Below are 23,514 nucleotides of genomic sequence, written 5' to 3' on the forward strand. Positions count from 1 at the left end.
GTCCACTTCTGTCACACAGCCCTCTCCTGTCGCACAGTCCCTTCCTGTCACCCAGCCCACTCCTGGCACACGGTCCTCTCCTGTCAGACGGTCTTCGCGGACCGACGGTACGAGATCACGGCGTACGTACCGAACAGCAGGAGCCATGCGCAGAGAACCGCGATCGTTCCGGTGCCGGGCGCGTGCCCGTCGGTGGTCGCCCAGCCCAGGTCCGCGAACCGGTTGGCGGGGGTGAACCTGCCGATGGAGCGCAGCCATTCGGGCAGCAGCTCCAGCGGGAACCACAGCCCGCCGACGATCGCGAAGCCCATCAGGCAGGCCACGTTGACCACCCCGGTGCCCTGCGGGGTGAGCCGGTAGCCGTTGCCGAGGCCGAGCAGCGTGAACGGCAGCGCGCCGATCCACAGCAGCAGCGCCAGCGCGATCCACTGCCAGGCGTCCAGCCGTACCCCGTTGAGCAGTCCACCGGCCAGCAGCACCGTCAGGATCGTCGGCAGGACGGTCACCGAACCGCTGATGGCCCGCCCCACGACCGCCTGTGAAGGCGCGAGCGGGGTGACCCGCAGCTGCTGGAGCCAGCCGAGCGTCTTGTCGGAGGCGACCCCCGTACCGATCGACATGGCGGAGCCCAGTGCCCCGTACGCGGCCATGCCGACCATCGAGGCGGTCTTCCAGCCGTCGACGCCGTCGCCCCCGCCGATGTTGGTGAAGAGCAGGTACATCATCACCGGCATCCCGGTCCCGAAGATCAGGAAGAAACCGTCGCGCAGGGTCCGGCGGATTTCGAGCACGATGTAGCGGTACATCACACGGTCTCCTCTTCGGATTCGGACTCGGATTCGGAACCGGAGCCGGACTCGTACTCGGACTCGGACTCGGTTACGGGTACTGCGGTGGCCGGTGAGGTCAGGGAGAGGAACGCGTCCTCCAGCGTGGCCCGGGAGACCTGGAGGTCACGGATCGCGCCCAGCCGGGCCAGCTCCATGACGGTGGCGTCCGAGTCGTCCGTGTGCAGCAGCGCCCGGTCCCCGGACACCTCGACGGTCACGACCCCGGGCAGCAGCTCCAGGCCCCCGGCCGGCCGGCCCGCCAGGTCGAAGGAGACGAGACTGCTGCCGGCCGAGCCCCTGATCGTGTCGCCGCTGCCGTCCGCGACGACCCGCCCCCGGTCGACGACGACGATCCGGTCGGCGTTCTCGTCGGCCTCCTCCAGGTAGTGGGTGGAGAAGAGGACGGTGTTGCCGCGCCGGGCGTAGGCCCGCATCGAGTCCCAGAACGTCCGGCGCGCCTCCACGTCCAGAGCGGCGGTCGGCTCGTCCAGGACGATCAGCTCCGGGTTGCCTGCCAGCGCGACGGCGAAGCGGACGCGCTGGGTCTGGCCGCCGGAGAGCTTGTCGATGCGCCGGTTCGCGTACGCGGAGACGCCCGCCAGGGAGAGCGCCTCGGCCACCGGCATCGGCCGCGGGTAGGTCGAGGCGACGAAGGCGATCAGCTCGCGGACGGTCACCCGCTGGATGGGCCGCCCGTCCTGGAGCATCGCGCCGACCAGACCGGCCCGGACCGCCTGCCCAGCGGTCCGGCCCAGCACCCGCACACGGCCGGAGTCCGGCTCGTTCAGCCCCAGCAGAAGGCCGATGGCCGTGGACTTGCCCGCGCCGTTGCGGCCGAGCAGGGCCACGGTCTCGCCGCGGCCGATGGACAGATCGATCCCGTCCACGGCCCGTACGGTCCGCCCCGCCCTGCCGAAGGTCTTGACCACCGCGGTGAGGACCACCGCGTCCGGACTCCCCGTTGTCTGCTTCATGACCACGACGCTACGGAGGGTGCCCGGCACCCCGGCAGAGGCGTGTGTACGGACTTCGCCATGACATATGTCATGGCCGGGGGTCCGACCCAACACCTGATCTGACGCCACGTCAGCAACGGTCTTCACAACGGCTGGGTGCTGCGTTATACATGGGGTCATCGGCTAGAACGCGTTCTAGAACGGGCGTGGCGGCCGGTCCCGCACGACCTCGGTGCGGCCGACGGTGCGGACGGCCGCGCCGAGGTCTTCCCACCATCAAGGAGCAGCTTCCCCATGCCCATTGATGCCGAAAAGGCTGTCGCCGCCGAACCCCGGTCCACCCGGATCAGCTGGGACCACAAGGACGTCCAGCTCTACCACCTGGGGATCGGCGCGGGCGCCGATCCGGACCGGGCCGACCCGGCCACCGACCCCGGAGAGCTGCGCTACACCCTGGAGTCCCGGCTCCAGGTGCTGCCCTCCTTCGCCACCGTCGCGGGTGCGGGTGCGGGCGTGGGTGCCGTCGGCGGCCTCTCCTCGCCGGGCATCGACGTCGACCTCGCCGACGTCCTGCACGGCGCGCAGAGCGTACGGGTGCACCGGCCGATCCCCGTGAAGGGCAGCGCCGTACAGACCTCGAAGGTCGCCGCGGTGTACGACAAGGGCAAGGCGGCCGTACTGGTGCTGCGTACCGACGCCGCCGACGACGAGGGCCCGCTGTGGACCAGCGACGCCCAGATCTTCGTCCGGGGCGAGGGCGGTTTCGGGGGTGAACGCGGCCCGTCCGAGCGGATGGTCCATCCCGCCGTCGCGCCCAACCACATCGTGGAGCGTCCGATCCGCCCGGACCAGGCGCTGCTGTACCGCCTCTCCGGGGACTGGAACCCGCTCCACGCCGACCCCGAGTTCGCCGGGCTCGCCGGCTTCGACCGGCCGATCCTGCACGGGCTGTGCACCTACGGCATGACACTCAAGGCCGTCACCGACACGGTGCTCGGTGGCGATGTGACCCGTATCCGCTCCTACCGCACCCGGTTCACCGGGGTCGTCTTCCCCGGCGAGACCCTCCGCATCGAGATGTGGACCGGCGGGAACGAGGTACGGGTCGAGGTGAGAGCCGTGGAACGGGACAACGCCATGGTCCTCGGTGACACCTTCGTCGAACACTCCTGAACCAACTCCAAGAGGTCCACAGGCCCATGAGGGGAGCCGCACCATGCGCGCAGCCGTACTGCACGAGATCGGTCAGGACAAACTGGAAGTCCTCGACGACGTCGAGGCGGTGGGCTTCGGCCCCGGCAAGGCCAGGCTCCGCATCCGGGCCACCGGACTGTGTCACTCCGACGTCTCCGCGATGAGCGGCGTGCTGCCGCAGCCCGCCCCGTTCATCCCGGGGCACGAGGGCGCGGGCGAGGTCCTGGACGTCGGCGACGGCGTCACCGGGCTGAGCCCGGGGGACCGGGTGCTGGTCTGCTGGCTGCCCGCGTGCGGGGCGTGTCCGTCCTGCAAACGCGGCCAGACCCAGCTCTGCCTGGCCGGTTTCATGAACGCGGGCACGCCCAACTTCAAGCGCCCCGGCGGCGATGTCTTCGGCTTCGCGGGCACCGGCACCTTCACCGAGGAGGTCGTCGTCGGCGCGGGCTGCGCCGTGCCGATCCCCGACGACGTGCCGTTCGAGATCGCCGCGCTGATCGGCTGCGGGGTGACCACCGGGCTCGGCGCGGCCATCAACACCGCGCAGGTGGAGGCCGGTTCGTCGGTCGCCGTGATCGGCTGCGGCGGGGTCGGCATTTCCACCATCCAGGGCGCCAGGGTGCAGGGCGCCGCGCAGATCGTGGCCGTGGACCCGGTCGCGTCCCGGCGCGAGGCGGCCCTGCGGTTCGGTGCGACGGAGGCGGTCTCGCCCGATGAACTCGCCGACGCCAAGCAGCGGATCACCGCGGGCGAGGGCTTCGACTACGTCTTCGAGGTCGTCGGCAAGTCGGCCACCGCCCGCACGGCGTACGAGAACACCCGGCGCGGCGGCACCCTCTGCGTCGTCGGCGCGGGCGCCATGGACGACAACTTCCAGGTCAACATGTTCGAGCTGTTCTTCGACGAGAAGCGGATCCTGCCCTCCATGTACGGGGGAGGGGACGTGCTCCGCTCGTACGAACGGGCCATCGCGCTCTGGCGGGCCGGCCGCATCGACCTCGAATCGATGATCACCCACCGGGTGCGGCTCGACGGCATCAACGACGCCCTCGACCAGATGAGGACCGGCGAGTCGCTGCGCACCTGCATCGAACTCTGACGGCCTCACCCGTGCCCCCTGATCCCTCCTGTGATCCCTCCTGAGAGGCTCCGAGATTCCGATGTCACTTCCCCTGTCGCGTCCCCTGGACGGCATGTCCGCGATCGTCACGGGCGCGGGCCGCGGCCTCGGACGCGCCGAAGCGCTGGAACTGGCGGGGCTCGGCGCGTCCGTCGTCGTCAACGACTACGGGCAGCCGGGCCGCGACGGCTCCGGCGAGGCGTCCGCGACCCCCGCCGAGGAGGTCGCCGCGGAGATCCGGGCGGCGGGCGGCCGGGCGGTCGCGCACCTCGGCGACGTCTCCGACCACGAGCAGGCCCGCGGCCTGGTGCAGCTGGCCGTCGACACGTACGGAAAGCTCGACATCCTGGTCAACAACGCGGGCATCCTGCGCGACCGGATGGTGTTCTCGATGACCGAGGACGAATGGGACTCCGTCATCAAGGTCCACCTCAAGGGCCACTTCAACACCACCCACTTCGCCGCGTCCCACTGGCGCGCCCGCTCCAAGGAGTCCGGCGGCCCGGTCTACGGCCGGATCGTCAACACCTCCTCCGAGGCGTTCCTGGCCGGCTCGGCGGGCCAGCCGAACTACGCGGCGGCCAAGGGCGGCATCGTCGGCCTCACCACCTCCACGGCCCTGGCCCTGGCCAAGTACGGCGTGACCGCCAACGCCATCTGCCCACGGGCCCGCACCCGGATGACCGAGGACGTCTTCGCCGGCTTCCAGGAACCGGCGGACGGACGGCTCGACGCGCTCGCCCCCGAGCACGTCTCGCCGCTGGTCGGCTACCTGGCCTCCCCGGCGGCCGCCAAGGTCAACGGGCAACTGCTCGTCGTGCACGGCGGGATGGTCGCGATCGTCGAACGCCCCAGGGTGGCGGCGAAGTTCGACTCGTCGAAGGAGACGTTCTCCTTCGACGAACTGGACGAGCTGATCTCCCCTTACTACGAGGACCGCCCGCCGAACGAGACGTTCGCCGCGGCAGAGGTGCTCGGCCTGAAACGGGGCTGACCGCAAGGGACACGGGTGGGCCCCGGCAGCCGACCGGCTGCCGGGGCCCACCCGTCCCTCGTCGATGTTCCGCGCGGTCAGGCCGCCCGGTTGTCCCCTTCGTGGGGGCGTCGGTGACGGCCGTGCGGCTGTGCTGCCGTGTCGTCCGTCGCGACACCCCCTCGGTGCTTTCCGGAGCCACCGGCTTCGGCCCGTTCCGCGTCCGCCCCCGGCGGACGCGTCTGGGTCGTGTCGGTTCGGGCTTCAGACATGTGGGAAGTCACCCCGTTGTGATCGCTTACGTGTGTGTCACCAGGGCCGATCACGCCACCGCAACACGGCACGGTCACCAACGGCGACCGCGGAGAACGGCTGCGCAGCCCAGGCCCAGGATTTTAGCCAGGCACCACGCGCCCCATGAGAGGCGCCTGCCCCAGCGGAATCGGCTTGCACACCGGAAGAGGCGCAGCGGCAGCGGACGGTTGCATACCGCTTTCCGCGGCCGGATCCGCCGACGGCCGCGCACCGCGTTCCCCGTCCACCGGTGCCTCCAGCAGTGCCACCCCGCACGCCACGTTCTCGTTGGCGTACGGAAGTCTGAGTACGCCGTCCCGGGTCCACACCCCGCGACCGGCCTGCCACCCCTCGGGGGCGGCGAGTTGATACAAGCGGCGCCCCGCCGGCCGCCACACCCCGAGCCAGCTGCCCGCCGCCCCGTCGATCCGCAGGGCCACCGCACAGCTCTCCGGCATCAGCATCTGCCCCGGCTGTACGGCGAACGGCGTCACCGCGACATCCGCCGGGCGCAGACACTCCGGGAAACGCACCGGCAGACAGCTGCCCAGCACCCCCCACCCGAGCCGGTCGTGCCCCGGCGCGTCCGAGCGGATCAGCAGCAGACCGCTGTCCACGTCGGCGAGCAGCAGCCGGTCGTCGCTCCCCGGCGCGATCTGCAGCAGCGGTGTCACCTCGCCGCCCCGCTCCAGGTCCACGGCGACCGCCTTGACCGGCCCCCCACCCGGCAGCTCCCGGTCCAGGGCCAGCAGCCGCCCCGCCCGGTCCAGCCAGACCCCGCCGGAGCAGCGCCCCGGCACCTCGGCGACCTGCTCAGGACCGAAGGCGCCGCCCGCCACCAGCCAGACGGCGGTGGAGCGCGCACCGACCGACAGGGCGTACGCGCATCGGCCGTCCGGCGACGGCGGCAGCAGGGTCAGATCCGCGCATCCGACGGCGCCGAGCGGCAGTTCACCGGTGCCGGGGCCGGTCGGATAGAGCAACGAGAACGCATGCCGGTCCGCGACCCGGCGCCGGATCAGTACGCGTCCGTCGGCCAGCGGCAGCACGTCCGAGTCCGGCTCCTCCGGCTGGTCGAGGGGGAGCGGCACGGCGTACGGCTCGTGCCCGTCGAGCGTCCAGCGCTCCACGAACCACGCCTGCCCGCCCTCGTCCGACGGCTCGCCCGCCACGCCGATGTCGCGGCGGGCGAGCCGGGCCGCGTACGAACCGTCCGCCGCGATCGTGAAGACGGGCGGGGCGAGGGCCGCCCGGTCCGGGGCACCCGGTTCGCCCGGCGCATCCGGCTCGTAGCCCCCCAGGACCGCGTCTCCGGCATCCCCGGCCGCCCCCACGGTCTCGTTCGCGATAGCGCAGGCAGTCATCGACTGGTCACCTCCGGCAACCGAAGCTAGTTTTCGCACTTCCTGCCGAACAACACGAGACCGGTCGCTTCACACATAAGGATGGTGATGCCTGGATTCGCCTGAGATCGAGGGGGTGCCTGTGCTGGACATGAAAGCGGATGGGTAAGGTTAGGCAGTCCTAAGCAGTCTTGGTGTGACCTTCGATCTGGAGCAAGTGATGTCCCTTCGTCGCCGCGGTACCGCCGCAGTCGGCCTGGCAGCGGCCGCCGCCCTTTCCCTCTCGGCCTGCGGGAGCGATGACGCAGGCTCGGGCGGCTCGGCCAAGTCCGGCGGCGACAAGAAGGCGGCCGTCGCGACGGGCGGCAAGGACTTCGGCGACGCCGCGAAGAAGACGGCGGCGTACGGGACGGACGCCGAGGCCGGCCAGTTCCCCCGTACCCTCACCCACGCCATGGGCAAGACGGAGATCAAGTCCGCCCCCGAGCGCGTCGTCGTGCTGGACGTCGGCGAGTTCGACAACGTCGTCTCGCTGGGTGTGAAGCCGGTCGGCTACGCCCCCTCCGAGGGCGACGCGGCCATCCCCTCGTACCTGAAGAAGGACGCGGGCAACCCCAAGAACGTCGGCACGATCAACAACCTCAATCTCGAAGCCATCGCCGGCCTGAAGCCCGACCTGATCCTCGGCAGCCAGCTCCGCGCCGCCGACAAGTACGACGCCCTCTCCAAGATCGCGCCGACCGTGTTCTCCATCCGCCCGGGCTTCACCTGGAAGGAGAACTACCTCCTCAACGCGGCGGCGCTGGACAAGACCGCCAAGGCGAAGAGCGAGCTGGACGCCTACGAGGTGAAGGCGAAGAAGCTCGGCGAGGACATCGGCCCGGACAAGCCGACCATCTCCATGGTCCGCTACCTCCCGGACCGGATCCGCCTCTACGCCAAGGCGTCCTTCATCGGCACCATCCTTGAGGACGTCGGCCTGCCGCGGCCCAAGAACCAGCAGATCGACGACCTCGCCGCGGAGATCAGCCCGGAGAAGATCGACGAGGCCGACGCCGACTGGATCTTCACCGGCGTCTACGGCGACGTGAAGGCCACCAAGCGCGACACCACCCAGTCCAACCCGCTGTGGAAGAACCTCAAGGCGGTCAAGGACGGCCGGGCCAAGGACGTCTCCGACGAGACCTGGTACCTCGGCCTCGGTGTCACGGCCGCGAATCTGGTCCTCGACGACCTCCGCGCCGACCTCGTGAAGTAACGATTCATTCGCACGCCGTGGCTCGTCCCTACGGGTCGCGGAAGCCATGGGCGACGGGGCACGAAGGGCAGGTAGCCTTTTCCTTGTGCCCCGTCTGTCCGAAGTCCTCTCCGAGCTCGACGCTCTCTGGCCGCCCGAGCGGGCCGAGGGCTGGGACGCGGTCGGTACCGTCTGCGGAGACCCCGCCTCGCACGTCGACCGGGTCCTCTTCGCCGTCGACCCCGTCCACGAGATCGTCGACGAGGCGCTCGGACTCGGCGCCCAGCTGGTCGTCACCCACCACCCGCTCTATCTGCGGGGTACGACGACGGTCGCGGCCGACACCTTCAAGGGCCGGGTCGTGCACACCCTCATCAGGCACGACGTCGCGCTGCACGTCGCCCACACCAACGCCGACACCGCCGACCCGGGCGTCTCCGACGCCCTCGCCGGTGCGCTCGACCTACGCGTCGAGGGGCCCCTCGTCCCGGATCCCACCGACCCCAAGGGCCGTCGCGGCCTCGGCCGGATCTGTGCGCTCGACCATCCCGAGAACCTGGCCGACTTCGCCGCCCGCGCCGCCGCCCGGCTGCCCGCCACCGCGCAGGGCATCCGGCTCGCGGGCGACCCCGCGGCGACGGTGCGCACCGTCGCGGTCAGCGGCGGCTCCGGCGACAGCCTCTTCGACGCGGTGCGCGCCGCGGGCGTCGACGCCTTCCTCACCGCCGACCTGCGCCACCACCCGGCCTCCGAAGCCATCCAGCACTCCCCGCTGGGCCTGATCGACGCCGCGCACTGGGCCACCGAGTGGCCCTGGTGCGAACAGGCCGCAGCGCAGCTCGACGCGATTTCCGACCGCCACGGATGGGGCCTGCGGGTTCATGTCTCGAAGCAGGTCACCGACCCCTGGACCACCACCACCCACCACTCTTCTGGAGCCCCCAACTGAACGCCGCGCACGCCGACCAGATCCGACTCCTCGATGTCCAGGCTCTCGACGTTCGTCTGTCGCAGCTTGCGCACCGCCGCAAGTCGCTGCCCGAGCACGCCGAGATCGACTCGCTCACCAGCGACCTCGCGCAGCTGCGCGACCTGCTGGTCGCCTCGCAGACGGAGGAGAGCGACACCGCCCGCGAGCAGACCAAGGCGGAGCAGGACGTCGACCAGGTGCGCCAGCGCGCCGCCCGTGACCAGCAGCGCCTCGACTCGGGTGCGGTCACCTCGCCGAAGGACCTGGAGAGCCTCCAGCGCGAGATCGCCTCGCTGGCCAAGCGCCAGGGCGACCTGGAGGACGTCGTCCTCGAAGTGATGGAGCGCCGCGAGTCCGCTCAGGAACGCGTCACCGAGCTGTCCGACCGGGTCTCCGCGGTCCAGGCCAAGGCCGACGACGCGATCGCCCGTCGCGACGCCGCGACCAAGGAGCTCGACGAGGAGGCCGCGACCGTCACCAGGGAGCGCGAGCTCGTCGCCGGTTCCGTCCCCGCGGACCTGCTGAAGCTGTACGACAAGCTCCGCGTCCAGCAGGGCGGGGTCGGTGCGGCCCGCCTCTACCAGCGCCGCTGCGAGGGCTGCCGTCTCGAACTGAACATCACCGAGGTCAACGATGTGAAGGCGGCCTCCCCGGACACCGTCCTGCGCTGCGAGAACTGCCGCCGCATCCTGGTCCGTACGGCGGAGTCGGGCCTGTAATGACCCAGCCGCGCCAGCTCGTCATCGAGGCCGACGGCGGTTCCCGGGGCAACCCCGGGCCCGCCGGTTACGGTGCGGTCGTCATCGACCCGGTGACGGGGGAGACCCTTGCCGAGGCCGCCGAGTACATCGGCGTCGCGACGAACAACGTCGCCGAGTACAAGGGCCTCATCGCCGGCCTGAAGGCGGCGAAGGCGCTGCTGCCGGACGCCTCGGCGGACGGCGCGCTCCGGGTGCGGGTCCGGATGGACTCCAAGCTGGTCGTGGAACAGATGTCGGGCCGCTGGAAGATCAAGCACCCCGACATGAAGCCGCTCGCGGCGGAGGCCGCCAGGATCCTGCCGGCCTCCGTCGTCACGTACGAGTGGATCCCGCGCGAGCAGAACAAGCACGCGGACCGGCTCGCCAACGAGGCGATGGACGCGGGCAAGCGCGGCAGGCAGTGGGAGCCGTCGTCGTCGACGGCCGCCCTCGACACCCCCCGTCCCTCGACGACCGCCGTCCTGCCGCCGGTGTCCGGCCCGCCCGGTGACGCGGCGGCGGGCGCGGCGAAGGCCCGCGCGGCGATGTCCGCCCGCCCGGGAGCGGGTACGGGCACGGCATCCACGGCCGCGCCCCAGGTGGGCTGGGCCGCGGCGCCCGATCTCGGGGCGCCCGCCACCTTCGTACTGCTCCGGCACGGCGAGACGGCCCTCACCCCCGAGAAGCGTTTCTCGGGCAGTGGCGGCAGCGACCCCGAACTCTCGGCGACCGGCCGTGACCAGGCCGAACGCATCGCCCGGTCGCTGGCCGCCCGTGGCACGATCGAGGAGATCGTCAGCTCCCCGCTGCGCCGTTGCCGCGAAACGGCGGCCGCGGTGGCGGCCCGGCTGGGTCTGGAGGTCCGGATCGAGGACGGCCTGCGCGAGACGGACTTCGGCGCCTGGGAGGGGCTGACGTTCGCCGAGGTGCGCGAGCGTTACGGCCCCGACCTGGACGCCTGGCTCGCCTCGGCGAAGGCGGCCCCCACCGGCGGCGGCGAGAGCTTCGCCGAGGTCGCCCGCCGCGTCGCGGCCACCCGCGACCGCCTCACCGCCCGCTACGCGGGCCGCACGGTTCTCCTGGTCACCCATGTGACGCCGATCAAGACCCTGGTCCGGCTGGCGCTCGGCGCCCCGCCGGAAGCCATGTTCCGGATGGAACTCTCGGCGGCCTCGGTGTCCGCGGTCGCGTACTACTCGGACGGGAACGTGTCACTCAGGCTGCTGAATGACACGTCGCATCTGAGGTAGGGGGCGACACCGGGGGCCCGGAACCGCCGCGTCCGGCAGTTGACGGACAGCTCGTCATGCCTGGGCCCCCTGCCACCTGCCGCCCGTCCCTGCCCCGTCAGCCGCGCAGCGCCGCGGCCTCGCGCGCCAGCCGCTCCACCCGCGCCCAGTCCTTTGCCGCCACCGCGTCCGCCGGGACCATCCAACTGCCGCCCACGCAGCCGACGTTGGGCAGAGCCAGGTAGGACGGTGCGGACGCGAGGGAGATACCGCCCGTCGGGCAGAACCGGGCCTGCGGCAGCGGCGAGGAGAGCGCCTTCAGATACGCCGTGCCGCCCGCCGCCTCGGCCGGGAAGAACTTCATCTCGGTGACCCCGCGCTCCAGCAGCGCCACCACCTCGGACGTCGTCGAGACGCCCGGCAGGAACGGCACCCCCGATGCCTTCATCGCGTCCAGCAGCGTCTCCGTCCAGCCGGGGCTCACCAGGAACCGGGCGCCCGCGGCGACGGTGTCGGACACGTTCCGCACGGAGATCACCGTGCCCGCGCCGACCACCGCGTCCGGCACCTCGGCCGCGATCGCCCTGATCGCGTCCAGTGCCGCGGCGGTGCGCAGCGTCACCTCGATGGCCGGGAGCCCGCCCGCGACCAGGGCCCGGGCGAGCGGCACCGCGTCGGCGGCATCCTCCAGGACGACAACGGGCACGACGGGAGCAAGGTCCAGCACAGAGGAGGTCATGCGCTCATCTTGCCGCGCGCACAACACGATACGCAACGACCGTTGCGTATGTTGCAACGCACTGTGGTGTGCTGCGACGGATCGAATCCTCCGGCTCAGTGGATCTCGGTCACCACGACATCCAGCGACCACGCCCGCCCGGCCCGCGCGGGGGCCTCGGCCTCCACCACGTACCCGAGCTCCCGCAAGGTCTCCACCAGCTCCGCGGGCCCCTTCGGCCGGGCGCCCGCCAGCAGCAGATCGCGGACCATCCGCCCCTTCGTCGCCTTGTTGAAGTGGCTGACCACGGAACGTTTCTCGACCCCGTCCACCATCTGGGCATGCAGCACCCGCACGCTCGCCGTGCGCTCCGCCACCTCACCCTTCGGCTTCCAGGCCGCGGTGTACGCGGACGACCGCAGGTCCAGGACCAGCCCGTCCCCGGCCGCCTCCGGCAAGGCCGCCGCCATCGGGCCGCGCCAGTACGCCCCGAGCGCGCCCAGCCCCGGCAGCTTCACTCCCATCGAGCAGCGGTACGAAGGAATCCGGTCGCCCACCCGCACGGCGCCCCACAGCCCGGAGAAGACCAGCAACGACTTTCCGGCCCGCCGCCTGGCCGCCGCGTCCAGCGAAGCCAGATCCAGGGCGTCGTACAGCACTCCCGTGTAGATCTCCCCGGCCGGACGCGTCCCCGCCGTCCGCAGCTCGACGTTCTTCGCGATCTCGCCGCGCAGCCCCTCGCTCAGCCCGAGTACCTCACGAGCCTTCTCCTCGTCCGCCGTGCACAGCTCGACCAGCTCGTCGAGGACCGCGGCCCGCGCCGCGGTCAGCCCCGGCAGCGACAGCGACTCCGCCTTCAGGGGTGCTCCGCGCCCCGACGCGGCCTTTCCTTCGGAGGGCGGCAACAGCACGAGCACGGCGGTTCTCCTTCGTACGTACGCACAGGCAGACGGGCCGAGAAGGCCCGCGCACCAGCGTACGGGGGCCACCGGCACCGCACCGGGGCCGTCCCGGCGGACCGGGGCCGGACAGCAGCCCCACGTCCTGCCGCCACCCGGGATGCCGCCCGGCCCGCCCCGCCATACGCTCGGTGCATGCCCCGCCGCCATCTCCACATGACCGGGCCGGCCGACACCCCGCTGAGGGCGGCCCTGCGCAAGCTGCGCACCGAACTCGGCGTGCCCGACGGCTTCCCGCCCGATGTCCTCGCCGAGGCGGCACAGGCGGCGAGCACCCCGGCGGTGTCGGCCCACAGGGACGCGACGGACCTGCCGTTCTTCACCATCGACCCGCCCGCGTCGACCGACCTCGACCAGGCCATGCACCTCGAACGCCGCCGCCACGGCTTCCGTGTGCACTACGCCATCGCCGACGTCGCCGCCTTCGTACGCCCCGGCGGCGCACTCGACACCGAGGCCCACCGCCGGGTGACGACCCTCTACTTCCCCGACGGGCAGGTGCCGCTCCACCCCACCTCGCTCTCCCAGGACGCGGCCAGCCTCCTCCCCGGCCGGACCCGCCCCGCCCTGCTCTGGCAGATCGACCTCGACGCCGAGGGCGGCACCGTCGCCACCTCGGTACGCCGGGCCCTCGTCCGCAGCCGCGCCAAACTCGACTACGCGGGCGTCCAGCGGCAGATCGAAACGGGCACCGCCGAAGAGCCCCTGGCCCTGCTCCGGGACATCGGACGGCTCCGCGAGGAACAGGAGGTCGCCCGCGGCGGAATCTCCCTCAACGTGCCCGAGCAGGAGATCGTCGCGCGCGACGGCACGTACGGCCTGGACTACCGCGCCCCGCTGCCCGCCGACGGCTGGAACGCCCAGATCTCCCTGCTGACCGGCATGGCCGCCGCCCACCTCATGACGCAGACCGGCACCGGCATCCTGCGGACCCTCCCGGTCGCCCCGGACGGCGCCGTGGCCCGGCTCCGGCGCTCGGCCGAGGCGCTGCACATCGACTGGCCGCACCATGTCCCGTACGCCGAGGTCGTCCGCTCCCTCGACCCGAGGAGGACCACCCACGCCGCGTTCCTCCAGGAGTGCACCACCCTCCTGCGCGGCGCCGGCTACACCGTCTTCGCACACGGCGAACTCCCCACCCCCGCCGTCCACGCCGCCGTCGCCGACCTCTACACCCACTGCACCGCCCCGCTGCGCCGCCTCGTCGACCGGTACGCGGCCGAACTGTGCGTCGCCGCCGTCGCGGAACAGGACCCGCCCGAATGGGTCCTCGCCGCGCTGCCCGGCCTGCCGAAGGAGATGGCGGACGGAACCAGGCGCGCCAACACGGTGGAACGCGAATGCGTCGACGTGGTCGAGGCCGCGCTCCTCACGGACCGGATCGGTGAGGTCTTCGACGCGTACGTGATCGACGTGTCGGAGCAGGAGCCGACCACGGGCACCGTCCGCATCGACGACCCGGCCGTCGTCGCCCGCGTCGAGGGCGGCACGGCGAAGCTCCCCCTGGGGGAGCGACTGCCGGTCAGGCTCGCCCGGGCGGATCCTGGCTCGGCGAAGGTCCTCTTCGCCCCCGCGTGAGCGCGGCCACGACGGCACCCGGATCATCCGCGTGGAACCGCACCGTCCGCGCCCGCCCGCGCTTCCCGAGCGGCCGCACGAAGCCCACCGGAGAAACCAGCTCCACCGTCACCGTCGTCTGGCCGCCCACGACGAGGTCCAGCACCCCGTCCGCCCCCGCCCGCGCCCACCCGCCCTCCGGATATCGCCGCTCGACCCGCACCCCGGCGACCGCCCCGGCCGGAACCCGCAGGTCGAACAGGGCGCCGTAGCGAATCCGCAACGACCCGTCGGCGTCCACCACATGCGGCCTGGTCACACACGCGGCATGGAGGGCGAGCACCAGGACCACCCCGTACACATCGATGACGAGCAGCACCATGTGCACGACCGGCCACGGGACCAGCAGCGCCAGCATCACCGTCTCGACCAGAGCGACGAAGGCCAGGCCGTACATCATCGCGGTCTGCGGCCCGGTGTACGGGAAGGCAAGGGCGCCCTCCGGCACGGCATGACGCCGCCGCAGCACCCACAACCCGAGACTGTGCAGACCGCGCACCTCATGCGCGAGGAGGCGGCGCACCTTCTCGGGCACGACGGTACGGAGCGCCGCGCCCATCGCCTCCCGCCGCCCGGCACCCGCGCGCCGGCCCACGAGCCAGAGCCGCCACAGGACCACCCCCTCGAACCCGAGCGCGGCGACCACCAGGGCCTCGGCACCGAGCAGAACCGCACCCGGTATCCGGACCCCCGCCGGCAGGCAGCCGCCCAGACCCAACTCGACAGCCGGCACAGCCCCCACGGCATACCGCGCAATCCGCACCCTCATCCTGTTCCCCTCTCCGCCACGCGTGCCGTCAGGGCCGCCATCACCCGGCGCACCACCTCGGCCTGCGCGGGCGCGTAGTCGTCGAGCAGTGCCTGACCGAACCCCGTCAGGACCGGCCCGCCGGGGATGGCCGCCAGCACCTCGTCCGGCACGGCGGCGGCCAGATCGGCGGCGAGCGGAGCGACCCGCGGATCGTCCACGGGCGCCGCAGCCAATGCGTCCAGCCGCTCGTACAGCGCGTGCACGGCCGGGTCCTCGGCCAGGGGCCGCAGCGCGGCGTAGACCTCACTGCCGACACCCGTCGTGTCCAGCAGCACCAGGTGCTCGCGGTCCTTGGCGGCCATCGGGGAGCCGGTGGCCGGAGCCGTGCCCAGCAGTTCGGCCAGCGCGGGCGACACGGGCTCATCGGCGCTCACCGGGCCGTCCAGCAACCGGGCCAGCCGACGCCGCCGCTCCCGGATCTCGTTCTCCTTCCGGGCCAGATCCGCATCCAACTCGACGAGCACTTCGACGAGTTCGTGCCCGGCGTCATCGGCGAGGACGTCCCGTACCTCGTCCAGACCGAGCCCGAGCTCGGTGAGCCGCCGGATCCGGGCCAGCACCACGGCGTCGCGCACGCTGTAGGCGCGGTAGCCGTTGGCCCGGCGCCCGGGCTCGGGAAGCAGCCCGATGTGGTGGTAGTGCCGGATCGCCCGCGAGGTGACCCCGACGAGCGCGGCGATCTCTCCGATGCGCATGAGTCCAGTAGAAACGTTGACGCAACGGCAGGGTCAAGCGCTCATCGCACCCGTCCGCATCCGACAACTCCGCACCCCCCTGTGCCACGATCGAGGGAAGTACTCCCATCTCACGGACGGCGGATCCATCGATGTCCCAATCTGGCGAGCGACCGAGGAAGGGGGGTGACATGACTGCCATGGCACACGAACCGCTCACGCAGGCGGACGTCCTGCTGGAGGGCTTCCTGGCGCTGGATACGCCGGAGGGCTTCCGGGCCGAGCTGATCGAGGGGGAGATTGTCGTGACGCCGCCGCCGGACGGGGACCACGAGGACTACATCAGCCTGATTCTGAAACAAGTGATCAGGCTCGCCCGGACCGACATGGACTTTTCCGGGAACAAGGGGCTGAGGCTGACGAGTGGCGGACGCTGTCCCAAGAACCACGTCATTCCCGACGGCACCTTCGCCCCCACCGAACTGCGTCTGTACCGGGGAGCCGAACCCTGGATGCCGTGTGAGGGGGTGGCCCTCGTCGTCGAGGTGACCTCGACCAAGCCCCGGGCCGACCGCACGGACAAGCGCCACTGCTACGCCCGCGGACCCATCCCGCTCTACCTCCTGGTCGACCGTGAGCAGTCCTCGGTGACGCTGTTCAGCGAGCCGGAAGGCGACGACTACCGCCAGCACTGCACGATCCCGTTCGGCAAGCCGCTCACCCTTCCGGCTCCCTTCGCCTTCGATCTGGAGACCGAGGAATTCATCTGAGCCCGCCCGTCCGACGGCCCCGTCCGGCGCCCTCGGCCAGGCGGGTAGCATGGTCGGCACGGCAGACGAGCCGGGCGGACGGCCGCGTGGGGATCTTCGGATCTCCCCGAGGAACGTCCGGGCTCCACAGGGCAGGGTGATGGCTAACGGCCACCCGGGGTGACCCGCGGGACAGTGCCACAGAAAACAGACCGCCGGGGACTTCGGTCCTCGGTAAGGGTGAAACGGTGGTGTAAGAGACCACCAGCGCCTGAGGTGACTCGGGCGGCTAGGTAAACCCCACCCGGAGCAAGGTCAAGAGGGGCCGTCGCGAGACGGCCCTGCGCGAATGTTCGAGGGCGGCCCGCCCGAGTTCGCGGGTAGACCGCACGAGGCCGGCAGCAATGCCGGTCCTAGATGGATGGCCGTCTCCCCGGCCGCCGCGAGGCGACCGGGCGACAGAACCCGGCGTACAGCCCGACTCGTCTGCCGCCATCTGCGGATTGCTCTTCGAAAGGGCCTCTGACCTGCGTCGGAGGCCCTTTCTGGTCTTTCAGCAGCTTGCTGCTTCAGGTGACGAAAAGTCCCTCAGGAGTCCCTCGTGCGGCCACCTGCAAACGCGGCTTCGGCTACCACGTCATAGCGCGCCGCTACCGGCTGATCCAGCCCCTCGGCTCCGCGGCATGGGACGGGTCCGGAAGGCGTACGACGGACGGCTCGTCGAGCCGGAGCCTCCCGTGGAACCGCCGCTCCCGCTGCCGCCGCTCGTGGAACTGGAGCCCCGGTGCTGGACCGCCGCACCGGCACCACCACCCCGTACCCGTCCACCTCGTCCGGCGCCATCACGCGGGCCGGCTCGTACTCCGACGCGGGACGGCTCTCAGCGCAGCCGCCAGTGAAATTTTCCGCCGCCCACCCACCGGATCACTTCCGGGTCGTCGAGATCGTGGACCGTGATGCCCGCGACCGCGGCGACGGAAAGCACGTCCGTCATCGATGTTGCCTCGGCGACGACCTCCCCGTCGATCTCCACAAGACGGAAGGGCGGATCACCGGGCTGCACTTTCAGCACAGTGATCCGAGGCGTTGAGACACGGGGGCTCGCACTTTCGGTCATGCCTGGATGTTCCACGTCGACGTCGGCAGTATGCCCGGCGGCAGGGCCGCACGGTCCTAGATCACTCGGCTGAGCGAAGACGGCGCCCCCGCGCGCCCCGGGCGCGGATGGGCCGGAGAGGTGAGTGCGGGGTCTGTCGTCGCGTGCTCAGCGCAGGATGTCCGTCCCCGACCTGTTGGGTGGTGCCCGCACCCCGCGCCGCGGGACAACGAACCCGACCCGAGAAAGGGACTGTCATGGCACACGGCGGCAACGTGATCGCTGAGTTCACGGCTGATCATCGTGAGCTGGAGGAGATCTTCGCCCGGATCGAGGCGCAACCGGTCGATCACCCGCAGCGGCGTGTGCTGGCGAACCGGCTGACGGCGGAGCTGGTGCGGCACTCGGTGGCCGAGGAGATGCACCTCTATCCGGCGGTTCGCGAACACGTCCGCGACGGGGAGGGGCTGGCCGACAAGGAACTCGCCGAACACGTCAAGATCGAGCGGCTGCTCAGGGACCTCGAAGAGCTGCACGTCCATGATCCGCGGTTCAACGACATCGTCGCGAAGCTGAGACTGGAGGTCGCTTCCCACGTACGGGAGGAGGAAAAGGAACTGTTCCCGAAGCTCGCGGCGTCCTGTTCCCCCGAGAAGCTGGACGAGCTGGGCCGGCTGGCCCGCCACGCCAAGCAAACCCTCACCCGTCCGCACCCCACCGTCCCGGACATCCCGCCGGCCCATGAGCTGCTCGTGCCCGGCGCAGGACTGGTGGACCGGGTACGTGACCTGGTGCACGGCCGCAGAACCACGGACTGACCGACGGGACGAAGGTCCTCGTCGTGGGCCGGCAGCCCCAGCCGCCGCAACCGATGGAAGTGACCGCCGGCCTTCCCGGAGCCGACACGTACCTTCACAGACGCGGAGCACTTGCCGGCGTCCGCCGCCTGATCCAGGAGTCCGCAGAGCGACAGGGCCTCCCCACGGCCGACCCGCGCCGGAGTCGACTGCCGCAGTAGCCACCGCAGGACGTGCACGGTGCGCACCCGTTCCGAGCGGAGGCTGATGTGCCGGGCCCGGTCATGGGGCACCATCTTGTCCAGTCACTCCTCGGGAAAGGTCCTCCATGTCCGATCGCGCCTATGGAAACCGTGGGTCTCTGCTCGCGGTGAGCGACCTTCACGTCGGGATGGCGGACAACCGCCGCATCATCGAGTCGCTGCGCCCCGGTTCGGACGAGGACTGGCTCATCGTCGCCGGTGATGTCGCGGAGCAGATCGAGGACGTGGAGTGGGCACTGCGACTGCTCGCGGGCCGTTGGTCCCGCGTCATCTGGACCCCCGGGAACCACGAACTGTGGACGACCAAGGACGACCCGGTCCAACTGCGGGGCCAGGAACGGTACGAGCGTCTGGTCGAGCTGTGCCGGAAACTCGGGGTGTCCACCCCGCAGGACCCGTACCCGCTGTGGCCCGGTCCCGAAGGACCGGTGGCCGTCGCGCCCGTGTTCCTGCTGTACGACTACAGCTTCCGGGCCCCGGGCACGACGACCAAGGAGGAGTCCCTGGCGTACGCGTACGAGACGGGGGTGGTGTGCACCGACGAGTTCCTGCTGCACCCCGACCCGTACCCGAGCCGTGACGCCTGGTGCCGGGCGCGGGTGGCGGAGACGGAGCGGCGCCTCGCCGCACACGATCCGGAGATTCCGCTGGTCATCGCCGGTCACTGGCCCCTGGTCCGGGAACCGATGGCCGTCCTGACGTATCCCGAGTTCGCCCAGTGGTGCGGTACGGAGCTCACCGCCGACTGGCACCGGCGCTTCAATGTGGCGGCCATGGTCTACGGCCATCTGCACATTCCCCGTACGACCTGGTACGACGGGGTGCGCTTCGAGGAGGTCTCCATCGGCTACCCCAGGGAATGGCACAAGCGGGGCCACCCCAAGGGGCTGCTGCGGCGGATCCTGCCGTCCGACGGGGACGGCAGCACCGGGCCGGTGCCCGCCGGCGATGGCTCAGCACGTTGATCACGTCATCGAGGGAGTGCGGACGCGGTGCGGTCCGCGCAAGCCGATGAAGTGGCGCACGGTGTGGCGGACGAGCCGGTCGGGCCGTCCGCCGATCCTCTGAACGGCTGCCGCCCGGAGCCCAGTCGTCTGCCCGGTGGTCGGGGCGCGGCCCCGTCCCGCCGGTCAGCGGGGTGCGCCGGCCTGGCTGGGGACCGATTCGAGAGTGCCGAACAGACGCTTGCCCCGGTCCTCGGCCATGTCGAGAGTGGCCAGCACGGACGGGGTCGAGATGCTCGGCAGTACGTAGTGCAGAAGTACCGAGATCCGTCGGCCCAAGTCCTCCCGCTTGCACAGGGCTTGGGACATCACCTGAATGCCGGAGAAGGAGCCTGCCAGCATTTCGGCGGTCTCGCGGGGGTCGACGTGAGGCAGCAGTTCGCCCTGGTTCTTCGCGGCGACCAGCAGGTGTTCGAGCCGGTCTATCCAGGCACGGAACGGGGTGCCCCGGTCGAGTCCTTCCACCGCCTGGTCCATGGCCAGTCCGACGCTGGCACGTACCAGCGGCTCATGGCGGAGCCGGTGGGCGAGCAGCATGCCCTGATCGACGAGCTCCTGAAGCTTCGTCAGTTGAGGAGGGAGCGGATCGCTGTCCAGCTGTACATCCATCACCCCGAGTGCCAGGTCTTCCTTGGAGGTGAAATGGAAGTAGAGCGCACCTTTTGTCACGCCGGCCCGCGCAAGGATTTCGCTGATGGTGGCACTGCTGTAGCCGCGTTCATCGAAAACGGCGGCGGCCGCCACCAGGATCGACCGTCGAGTCTGGATCGCGCGCGCCTGCTGTGCCATCAGCTACGAGTCTCTCTCGGTCGTGGCGTGGTCAGCGCCACTGGGATATGGCTGGATAGGAAAACCGGACTGTCAGTATCTTACTGCGGGGGCGGCCTGCCCTCCCGGTATGGATCCTCTGGGAGGAACTTTCATGGTTCAGCTCACCTCGCACAGCGCTTCGGCCGCCGTCGAAGGCGTCGGGGCCGCAGATTTAACCGAATGCTCCGGAGCCGGCGGTACGGCGCCGGAGGGAAGACAGCCGGAGGCGGACTTCCTGGGACAGCTGGTCCACCGGACCGACGCCGAGGACATCTTTCCCACCGGCTGGACCCGGCAGACCGAGACCCAGTTCTCGGTATCGGCCCGTTGGCCGCAGACGCACCGCTTCTTCGCGCCGGTATCGGGCCGTCACCAGGATCCGCTGCTGATCGCGGAGACCATGCGGCAGACGACGATGCTCCTGGGCCATGCGGCGTTCGGTGTCCCGATGGGCGATCAGTTCGTGATGTGGGAGCTGGCATACGTCTCCGAGCCCGACCAGCTGCTCCTGGGCGAGGGGCCCTGGGACATCACGGTGGATGTGTCCTGCTCCCGGATCCGGCGGGGCGCCCGGAGCATCAACTCCATGCATGTCGAGCTGCTCCTGCACCGCCTCGGCACCGTCCTCGCCAGCGGCGGCGGCCGGATCAGCTGCACCTCGGCCAAGGCGTACCGCAGGGTGCGGGACGGGCGGCAGGACATGATCGGCGCCCCGATACCCCTCCTGCCCGCCGTCGCACCGGCCGTGGTGGGCAGGACCGATGAACGCGACGTCGTACTGGCGCCGGGCCCGCGGCACAACGTCTGGCGGCTGCGGCTCGACACCCGGCATCCGACGCTGTTCGCCCGGCCCAACGACCATGTGCCGGGCATTCTGCTGCTGGAGGCGGCCCGTCAGGCGGCCTTCGCCGTCACCCCCGGCCATGGCTTCCTCCCCACGTCGGTGAAGACCGACTTCCTCCAGTACGTGGAACTCGACCGCCCCTGCTGGATCGAGGCCCGGCCCGTCCCGGCCGGCGACCCCGCGACGACCGGGGTGCACGTCTGTGCGACACAGGACGACCGGCCGGTCTTCGCCTGCACCCTGGAATCCCCGGGCCCACAGCAGGACGCGGCGAACGAACGGCAGGCCGGACAGTCATGACACCGCGCGTACTCATCACCGGCACGACCGGCTTCATCGGCAGCCACGTGGTGGCCGCGGCCCGGACCACCCCGGGCCTCCGGCTGCGCCTGATGACCCACCGGACCGCCCTCCCCGCATCCGCCGGACCACCCGGCGCCGAGACGGTGTACGGGGACCTCGCCGACCCGGCGACGCTGCGCGGCAGCTGCGAGGGCATCGACGCGCTGATCCACTGCGCCTCCTGGCTCGGCGGCGACGAACCGACCGCGCGGTCCGTGAATGATCAAGGTACTCGGGCTCTGACCGAAGAGGCGGCCCGCTGCGGGGTCACCCGCATCGTGTACCTGAGCACGGCATCCGTCTACGGCCGGGGCCCGTTCACCGGGCTGCGGCCCGGACAGGCCGAGCCCGCCCCGGCCTCGGCCACCAGCCTGACCCGCGCCGCCGCCGAGCAGCACATCCTCGCGGCCGGTGGCGTCGTCGTGCGCCCGCACCTCGTGTACGGGGCCGGAGACCGCTGGGCCGTGCCCGGGCTGGTCGGTCTGCTCCGGCAGCTCTCGGCCGTGCCGGCCGGGTGCGGGGCGCGGCACTCGATGATCGACGTACAGGCGCTGGGGCGGGCGCTGCTGAGCGCGGCGCTGTCCCCGAAGGAACCGGCCGGGGTCTACCACGTCAACCACCCCGAACCGGTGAGCTCTTCGCAGCTGCTGTCCACCGTCGTCGACGAGCTGCGGCTGCCCTGGGGAGGAACCGGCATCGACGTGGACGCGGCCCGTGCGCGGCTCGCCGGAGTGCCGTACGCGCTGCACCACCTCGGCATGCTCGCCGTGGACCACTGGTTCACCGACGAACGGGTCGGCCAGGACTTCGACTGGGAGCCGGGCGACGGCTTCACGACCGCCTTCGCCCGGCACGCCCCGTGGTACCGCCGGCACCTCGGCCTGAGCCCCTGACGGCCCCGGCCGCCGGCCGCCCCCGGCGCCGTCGCGTCAGGCCTCGATCCGGGTACCCGTACCGCTCACCCGGACCCGGGCATCGCCCGCCCGGAACTCGACCGTGAGTGTGCCGGGGCGGCCCAAGTCCTCGCCCTGGTGGAGGGTGAGGACGGCGGTGTCCGGGACGAGGCCCAGCGCGCGCAGATAGGCGCCGAAGGCGGCCGCCGCCGCGCCCGTGGCGGGGTCCTCCACCACGCCGCCGACCGGGAACGGGTCGCGGACGTGGAAGACGGCCGGCGATGCCCGCCACACCAGTTGCAGGGTGGTCAGGTCCAGCCGGTGCATCAGGGCTTCGAGGCGCGCGAAGTCGTAACCGAGGTCGGCGAGTCGCTCTCGGGTCGCGGCGGCCAGCACGAGGTGGCGGGCGCCCGCGTACGCGATCCGGGGCGGCAGGGCCGGGTCGAGATCGCCGGCCGGCCAGTCCAGGGCGGCCAGCGCCTCCGCCAGGTCGTCCGGGGCGATGTCCGTCACGTTCGGTTCGACGCTGGTGAGCGTGGCGCGGAGCTCGCCGCCCTCCCGGGTGACGGTGACCGGGACCGTACCCGCGCGGGTGCTGAACACCAGATCCCCGGGGCCGTCGCGCTCGGCGAGCGCGACGGCCGTCGCCACGGTGGCGTGGCCGCAGAACGGGACTTCGGCCTTCGGGCTGAAGTAGCGGATCGTGTACCCGCGGGCGGCCGACGGCCCTTCGCCGCCCGGCAGCTCACCACCCGGCCGTTCTTCGGCCGGCTCGGTCCGTCCGGTCAGGAACGCCGATTCGCTGTATCCCAGCTCCGCCGCGACGGCGAGCATCGCCGCGTCGTCGAGACCGGACGCGTCAAGGACGACACCGGCCGGATTGCCGCCCTCCGGGTCGGCGGAGAAGGCGGTGTAACGCAGGATCCCGGTACCTGAATTCTGGCTCATGCCGCAGGTCAACCCTGCCGCGGGCCGGGGCATTCCCCGCGAGGCCGGATTCCCGGCCCGGCCGGATTCACGGAGGCGCGCAAGTCGGCCGTGCCGTGGTCGT

Annotated in this window: 23 protein-coding genes, 1 other RNA gene and 1 pseudogene; 15 read left to right on the forward strand and 10 right to left on the reverse strand. The window is 71.4% G+C overall.

The window, feature by feature from the left end; genetic code table 11:
• Window positions 1–83: 83 nt before the first annotated feature.
• Window positions 84–806: an ABC transporter permease gene (locus ACFVV1_RS16070; RefSeq protein WP_389989818.1), complete on the reverse strand. Its 723-nt coding sequence runs from the start codon at window positions 804–806 to the stop codon at window positions 84–86.
• Window positions 806–1,804: an ABC transporter ATP-binding protein gene (locus ACFVV1_RS16075; protein ID WP_389989819.1), complete on the reverse strand. Its 999-nt coding sequence runs from the start codon at window positions 1,802–1,804 to the stop codon at window positions 806–808. Before ACFVV1_RS16075 ends, ACFVV1_RS16070 begins: the two co-directional genes overlap by 1 nt.
• Before the next feature lie 276 nt (window positions 1,805–2,080).
• On the opposite strand from ACFVV1_RS16075, the gene ACFVV1_RS16080 reads away from it, so the two are divergent.
• The 3 genes from ACFVV1_RS16080 to ACFVV1_RS16090 all read left to right on the forward strand — a co-directional run bounded on the left by ACFVV1_RS16080 (window position 2,081) and on the right by ACFVV1_RS16090 (window position 5,094).
• On the forward strand, window positions 2,081–2,959 hold the full coding sequence (locus tag ACFVV1_RS16080) for a MaoC/PaaZ C-terminal domain-containing protein (RefSeq protein WP_389989820.1): 879 nt from the start codon (window positions 2,081–2,083) through the stop codon (window positions 2,957–2,959).
• 43 nt (window positions 2,960–3,002) lie between these two features.
• A complete protein-coding gene (locus ACFVV1_RS16085) occupies window positions 3,003–4,079 on the forward strand; it encodes a Zn-dependent alcohol dehydrogenase (protein WP_389989821.1) in 1,077 nt (358 codons plus the stop codon).
• 61 nt (window positions 4,080–4,140) lie between these two features.
• Entirely contained in the window at window positions 4,141–5,094 is a 954-nt protein-coding gene (locus ACFVV1_RS16090; protein WP_389989822.1) for a 3-oxoacyl-ACP reductase, read from the forward strand.
• A gap of 374 nt (window positions 5,095–5,468) precedes the next feature.
• On the opposite strand, the gene ACFVV1_RS16095 is transcribed toward ACFVV1_RS16090, so the two are convergent.
• Complete coding sequence (locus tag ACFVV1_RS16095) at window positions 5,469–6,731, reverse strand: hypothetical protein (RefSeq protein ID WP_389989823.1); 1,263 nt, start codon at window positions 6,729–6,731, stop codon at window positions 5,469–5,471.
• Window positions 6,732–6,930: 199 nt separating this feature from the next.
• Between ACFVV1_RS16095 and ACFVV1_RS16100 the strand changes: the two genes are divergently transcribed.
• The 4 genes from ACFVV1_RS16100 (at window position 6,931) to ACFVV1_RS16115 (ending at window position 10,907) form a co-directional block, all read left to right on the forward strand.
• A complete protein-coding gene (locus ACFVV1_RS16100) occupies window positions 6,931–7,968 on the forward strand; it encodes an ABC transporter substrate-binding protein (RefSeq protein ID WP_389989824.1) in 1,038 nt (345 codons plus the stop codon).
• An 85-nt stretch (window positions 7,969–8,053) separates the two neighbouring features.
• Window positions 8,054–8,896, forward strand: a complete 843-nt coding sequence (locus ACFVV1_RS16105) for a Nif3-like dinuclear metal center hexameric protein (RefSeq protein WP_389989825.1) — start codon at window positions 8,054–8,056, stop codon at window positions 8,894–8,896.
• Entirely contained in the window at window positions 8,893–9,636 is a 744-nt protein-coding gene (locus ACFVV1_RS16110; RefSeq protein WP_389989922.1) for a zinc ribbon domain-containing protein, read from the forward strand. Before ACFVV1_RS16105 ends, ACFVV1_RS16110 begins: the two co-directional genes overlap by 4 nt.
• Window positions 9,636–10,907 (forward strand): bifunctional RNase H/acid phosphatase, encoded by a 1,272-nt coding sequence (locus ACFVV1_RS16115; protein WP_389989826.1) that lies wholly within the window; start codon window positions 9,636–9,638, stop codon window positions 10,905–10,907. Before ACFVV1_RS16110 ends, ACFVV1_RS16115 begins: the two co-directional genes overlap by 1 nt.
• Window positions 10,908–11,004: 97 nt before the next feature.
• Here the strand turns inward: ACFVV1_RS16115 and eda are convergent, their stop codons facing one another.
• Both eda and yaaA read right to left on the reverse strand, forming a co-directional pair.
• Window positions 11,005–11,625 carry a bifunctional 4-hydroxy-2-oxoglutarate aldolase/2-dehydro-3-deoxy-phosphogluconate aldolase gene (gene eda, locus ACFVV1_RS16120; RefSeq protein ID WP_389989827.1) on the reverse strand — a complete coding sequence of 207 codons (621 nt, stop codon included), beginning with the start codon at window positions 11,623–11,625 and terminating at the stop codon, window positions 11,005–11,007.
• A gap of 95 nt (window positions 11,626–11,720) precedes the next feature.
• Window positions 11,721–12,521 (reverse strand): peroxide stress protein YaaA, encoded by an 801-nt coding sequence (gene yaaA, locus ACFVV1_RS16125; protein WP_389989828.1) that lies wholly within the window; start codon window positions 12,519–12,521, stop codon window positions 11,721–11,723.
• A 177-nt stretch (window positions 12,522–12,698) separates the two neighbouring features.
• Here yaaA and ACFVV1_RS16130 point away from each other — a divergent pair, with 177 nt between their 5' ends.
• A complete protein-coding gene (locus ACFVV1_RS16130; RefSeq protein WP_389989829.1) occupies window positions 12,699–14,141 on the forward strand; it encodes an RNB domain-containing ribonuclease in 1,443 nt (480 codons plus the stop codon).
• On the opposite strand, the gene ACFVV1_RS16135 is transcribed toward ACFVV1_RS16130, so the two are convergent.
• Both ACFVV1_RS16135 and ACFVV1_RS16140 read right to left on the reverse strand, forming a co-directional pair.
• Entirely contained in the window at window positions 14,086–14,913 is an 828-nt protein-coding gene (locus tag ACFVV1_RS16135) for a hypothetical protein (protein WP_389989830.1), read from the reverse strand. The two genes, ACFVV1_RS16130 and ACFVV1_RS16135, sit on opposite strands and share 56 nt — an antisense overlap.
• A 32-nt stretch (window positions 14,914–14,945) precedes the next feature.
• On the reverse strand, window positions 14,946–15,686 hold the full coding sequence (locus ACFVV1_RS16140) for a MerR family transcriptional regulator (protein WP_389989831.1): 741 nt from the start codon (window positions 15,684–15,686) through the stop codon (window positions 14,946–14,948).
• A 179-nt stretch (window positions 15,687–15,865) separates the two neighbouring features.
• Here ACFVV1_RS16140 and ACFVV1_RS16145 point away from each other — a divergent pair, with 179 nt between their 5' ends.
• Complete coding sequence (locus ACFVV1_RS16145) at window positions 15,866–16,435, forward strand: Uma2 family endonuclease (RefSeq protein ID WP_389989923.1); 570 nt, start codon at window positions 15,866–15,868, stop codon at window positions 16,433–16,435.
• A 66-nt stretch (window positions 16,436–16,501) separates the two neighbouring features.
• Window positions 16,502–16,903: RNase P RNA component class A (rnpB, locus tag ACFVV1_RS16150), an RNA gene on the forward strand.
• Between the two features lie 391 nt (window positions 16,904–17,294).
• On the opposite strand, the gene ACFVV1_RS16155 is transcribed toward rnpB, so the two are convergent.
• Window positions 17,295–17,531, reverse strand: coding sequence for a hypothetical protein (locus tag ACFVV1_RS16155; RefSeq protein WP_389989832.1), 237 nt, complete (start codon window positions 17,529–17,531; stop codon window positions 17,295–17,297).
• Between the two features lie 236 nt (window positions 17,532–17,767).
• Between ACFVV1_RS16155 and ACFVV1_RS16160 the strand changes: the two genes are divergently transcribed.
• The 3 genes and pseudogenes from ACFVV1_RS16160 to ACFVV1_RS16170 form a co-directional block, all read left to right on the forward strand.
• On the forward strand, window positions 17,768–18,328 hold the full coding sequence (locus ACFVV1_RS16160) for a hemerythrin domain-containing protein (protein WP_389989833.1): 561 nt from the start codon (window positions 17,768–17,770) through the stop codon (window positions 18,326–18,328).
• A gap of 307 nt (window positions 18,329–18,635) precedes the next feature.
• The gene (locus ACFVV1_RS16165; protein ID WP_389989834.1) at window positions 18,636–19,535 is read left to right on the forward strand and encodes a metallophosphoesterase family protein; all 900 of its coding nucleotides are present in this window, start codon (window positions 18,636–18,638) and stop codon (window positions 19,533–19,535) included.
• A 10-nt stretch (window positions 19,536–19,545) separates the two neighbouring features.
• Window positions 19,546–19,638 (forward strand): annotated as a pseudogene (locus ACFVV1_RS16170) (glycosyltransferase family 2 protein); the annotation flags it as partial.
• Window positions 19,639–19,700: 62 nt separating this feature from the next.
• Here the strand turns inward: ACFVV1_RS16170 and ACFVV1_RS16175 are convergent.
• Window positions 19,701–20,363, reverse strand: a complete 663-nt coding sequence (locus ACFVV1_RS16175) for a ScbR family autoregulator-binding transcription factor (protein WP_389989835.1) — start codon at window positions 20,361–20,363, stop codon at window positions 19,701–19,703.
• Between the two features lie 133 nt (window positions 20,364–20,496).
• Between ACFVV1_RS16175 and ACFVV1_RS16180 the strand changes: the two genes are divergently transcribed.
• A complete protein-coding gene (locus ACFVV1_RS16180) occupies window positions 20,497–21,528 on the forward strand; it encodes a ScbA/BarX family gamma-butyrolactone biosynthesis protein (RefSeq protein WP_389989836.1) in 1,032 nt (343 codons plus the stop codon).
• Entirely contained in the window at window positions 21,525–22,463 is a 939-nt protein-coding gene (locus tag ACFVV1_RS16185) for an NAD-dependent epimerase/dehydratase family protein (RefSeq protein WP_389989837.1), read from the forward strand. Before ACFVV1_RS16180 ends, ACFVV1_RS16185 begins: the two co-directional genes overlap by 4 nt.
• Before the next feature lie 36 nt (window positions 22,464–22,499).
• Here the strand turns inward: ACFVV1_RS16185 and ACFVV1_RS16190 are convergent, their stop codons facing one another.
• The gene (locus ACFVV1_RS16190; protein ID WP_389989838.1) at window positions 22,500–23,411 is read right to left on the reverse strand and encodes a PhzF family phenazine biosynthesis protein; all 912 of its coding nucleotides are present in this window, start codon (window positions 23,409–23,411) and stop codon (window positions 22,500–22,502) included.
• Window positions 23,412–23,514: the final 103 nt, after the last annotated feature.

The sequence above is a fragment of the Streptomyces sp. NPDC058092 genome (genome assembly GCF_042884935.1).
Lineage (GTDB): Bacteria > Actinomycetota > Actinomycetes > Streptomycetales > Streptomycetaceae > Streptomyces.

Coding starts and splice junctions, on each gene's coding strand:
- ACFVV1_RS16070 (WP_389989818.1), bottom strand. CDS start 806: ATGTACCGCTACATCGTGCTCGAAATCCGCCGGACCCTGCGCGACGGT.
- ACFVV1_RS16075 (WP_389989819.1), bottom strand. CDS start 1,804: ATGAAGCAGACAACGGGGAGTCCGGACGCGGTGGTCCTCACCGCGGTG.
- ACFVV1_RS16080 (WP_389989820.1), top strand. CDS start 2,081: ATGCCCATTGATGCCGAAAAGGCTGTCGCCGCCGAACCCCGGTCCACC.
- ACFVV1_RS16085 (WP_389989821.1), top strand. CDS start 3,003: ATGCGCGCAGCCGTACTGCACGAGATCGGTCAGGACAAACTGGAAGTC.
- ACFVV1_RS16090 (WP_389989822.1), top strand. CDS start 4,141: ATGTCACTTCCCCTGTCGCGTCCCCTGGACGGCATGTCCGCGATCGTC.
- ACFVV1_RS16095 (WP_389989823.1), bottom strand. CDS start 6,731: ATGACTGCCTGCGCTATCGCGAACGAGACCGTGGGGGCGGCCGGGGAT.
- ACFVV1_RS16100 (WP_389989824.1), top strand. CDS start 6,931: ATGTCCCTTCGTCGCCGCGGTACCGCCGCAGTCGGCCTGGCAGCGGCC.
- ACFVV1_RS16115 (WP_389989826.1), top strand. CDS start 9,636: ATGACCCAGCCGCGCCAGCTCGTCATCGAGGCCGACGGCGGTTCCCGG.
- eda (WP_389989827.1), bottom strand. CDS start 11,625: ATGACCTCCTCTGTGCTGGACCTTGCTCCCGTCGTGCCCGTTGTCGTC.
- ACFVV1_RS16130 (WP_389989829.1), top strand. CDS start 12,699: ATGCCCCGCCGCCATCTCCACATGACCGGGCCGGCCGACACCCCGCTG.
- ACFVV1_RS16140 (WP_389989831.1), bottom strand. CDS start 15,686: ATGCGCATCGGAGAGATCGCCGCGCTCGTCGGGGTCACCTCGCGGGCG.
- ACFVV1_RS16145 (WP_389989923.1), top strand. CDS start 15,866: ATGGCACACGAACCGCTCACGCAGGCGGACGTCCTGCTGGAGGGCTTC.
- ACFVV1_RS16155 (WP_389989832.1), bottom strand. CDS start 17,531: ATGACCGAAAGTGCGAGCCCCCGTGTCTCAACGCCTCGGATCACTGTG.
- ACFVV1_RS16160 (WP_389989833.1), top strand. CDS start 17,768: ATGGCACACGGCGGCAACGTGATCGCTGAGTTCACGGCTGATCATCGT.
- ACFVV1_RS16165 (WP_389989834.1), top strand. CDS start 18,636: ATGTCCGATCGCGCCTATGGAAACCGTGGGTCTCTGCTCGCGGTGAGC.
- ACFVV1_RS16175 (WP_389989835.1), bottom strand. CDS start 20,363: ATGGCACAGCAGGCGCGCGCGATCCAGACTCGACGGTCGATCCTGGTG.
- ACFVV1_RS16180 (WP_389989836.1), top strand. CDS start 20,497: ATGGTTCAGCTCACCTCGCACAGCGCTTCGGCCGCCGTCGAAGGCGTC.
- ACFVV1_RS16185 (WP_389989837.1), top strand. CDS start 21,525: ATGACACCGCGCGTACTCATCACCGGCACGACCGGCTTCATCGGCAGC.
- ACFVV1_RS16190 (WP_389989838.1), bottom strand. CDS start 23,411: ATGAGCCAGAATTCAGGTACCGGGATCCTGCGTTACACCGCCTTCTCC.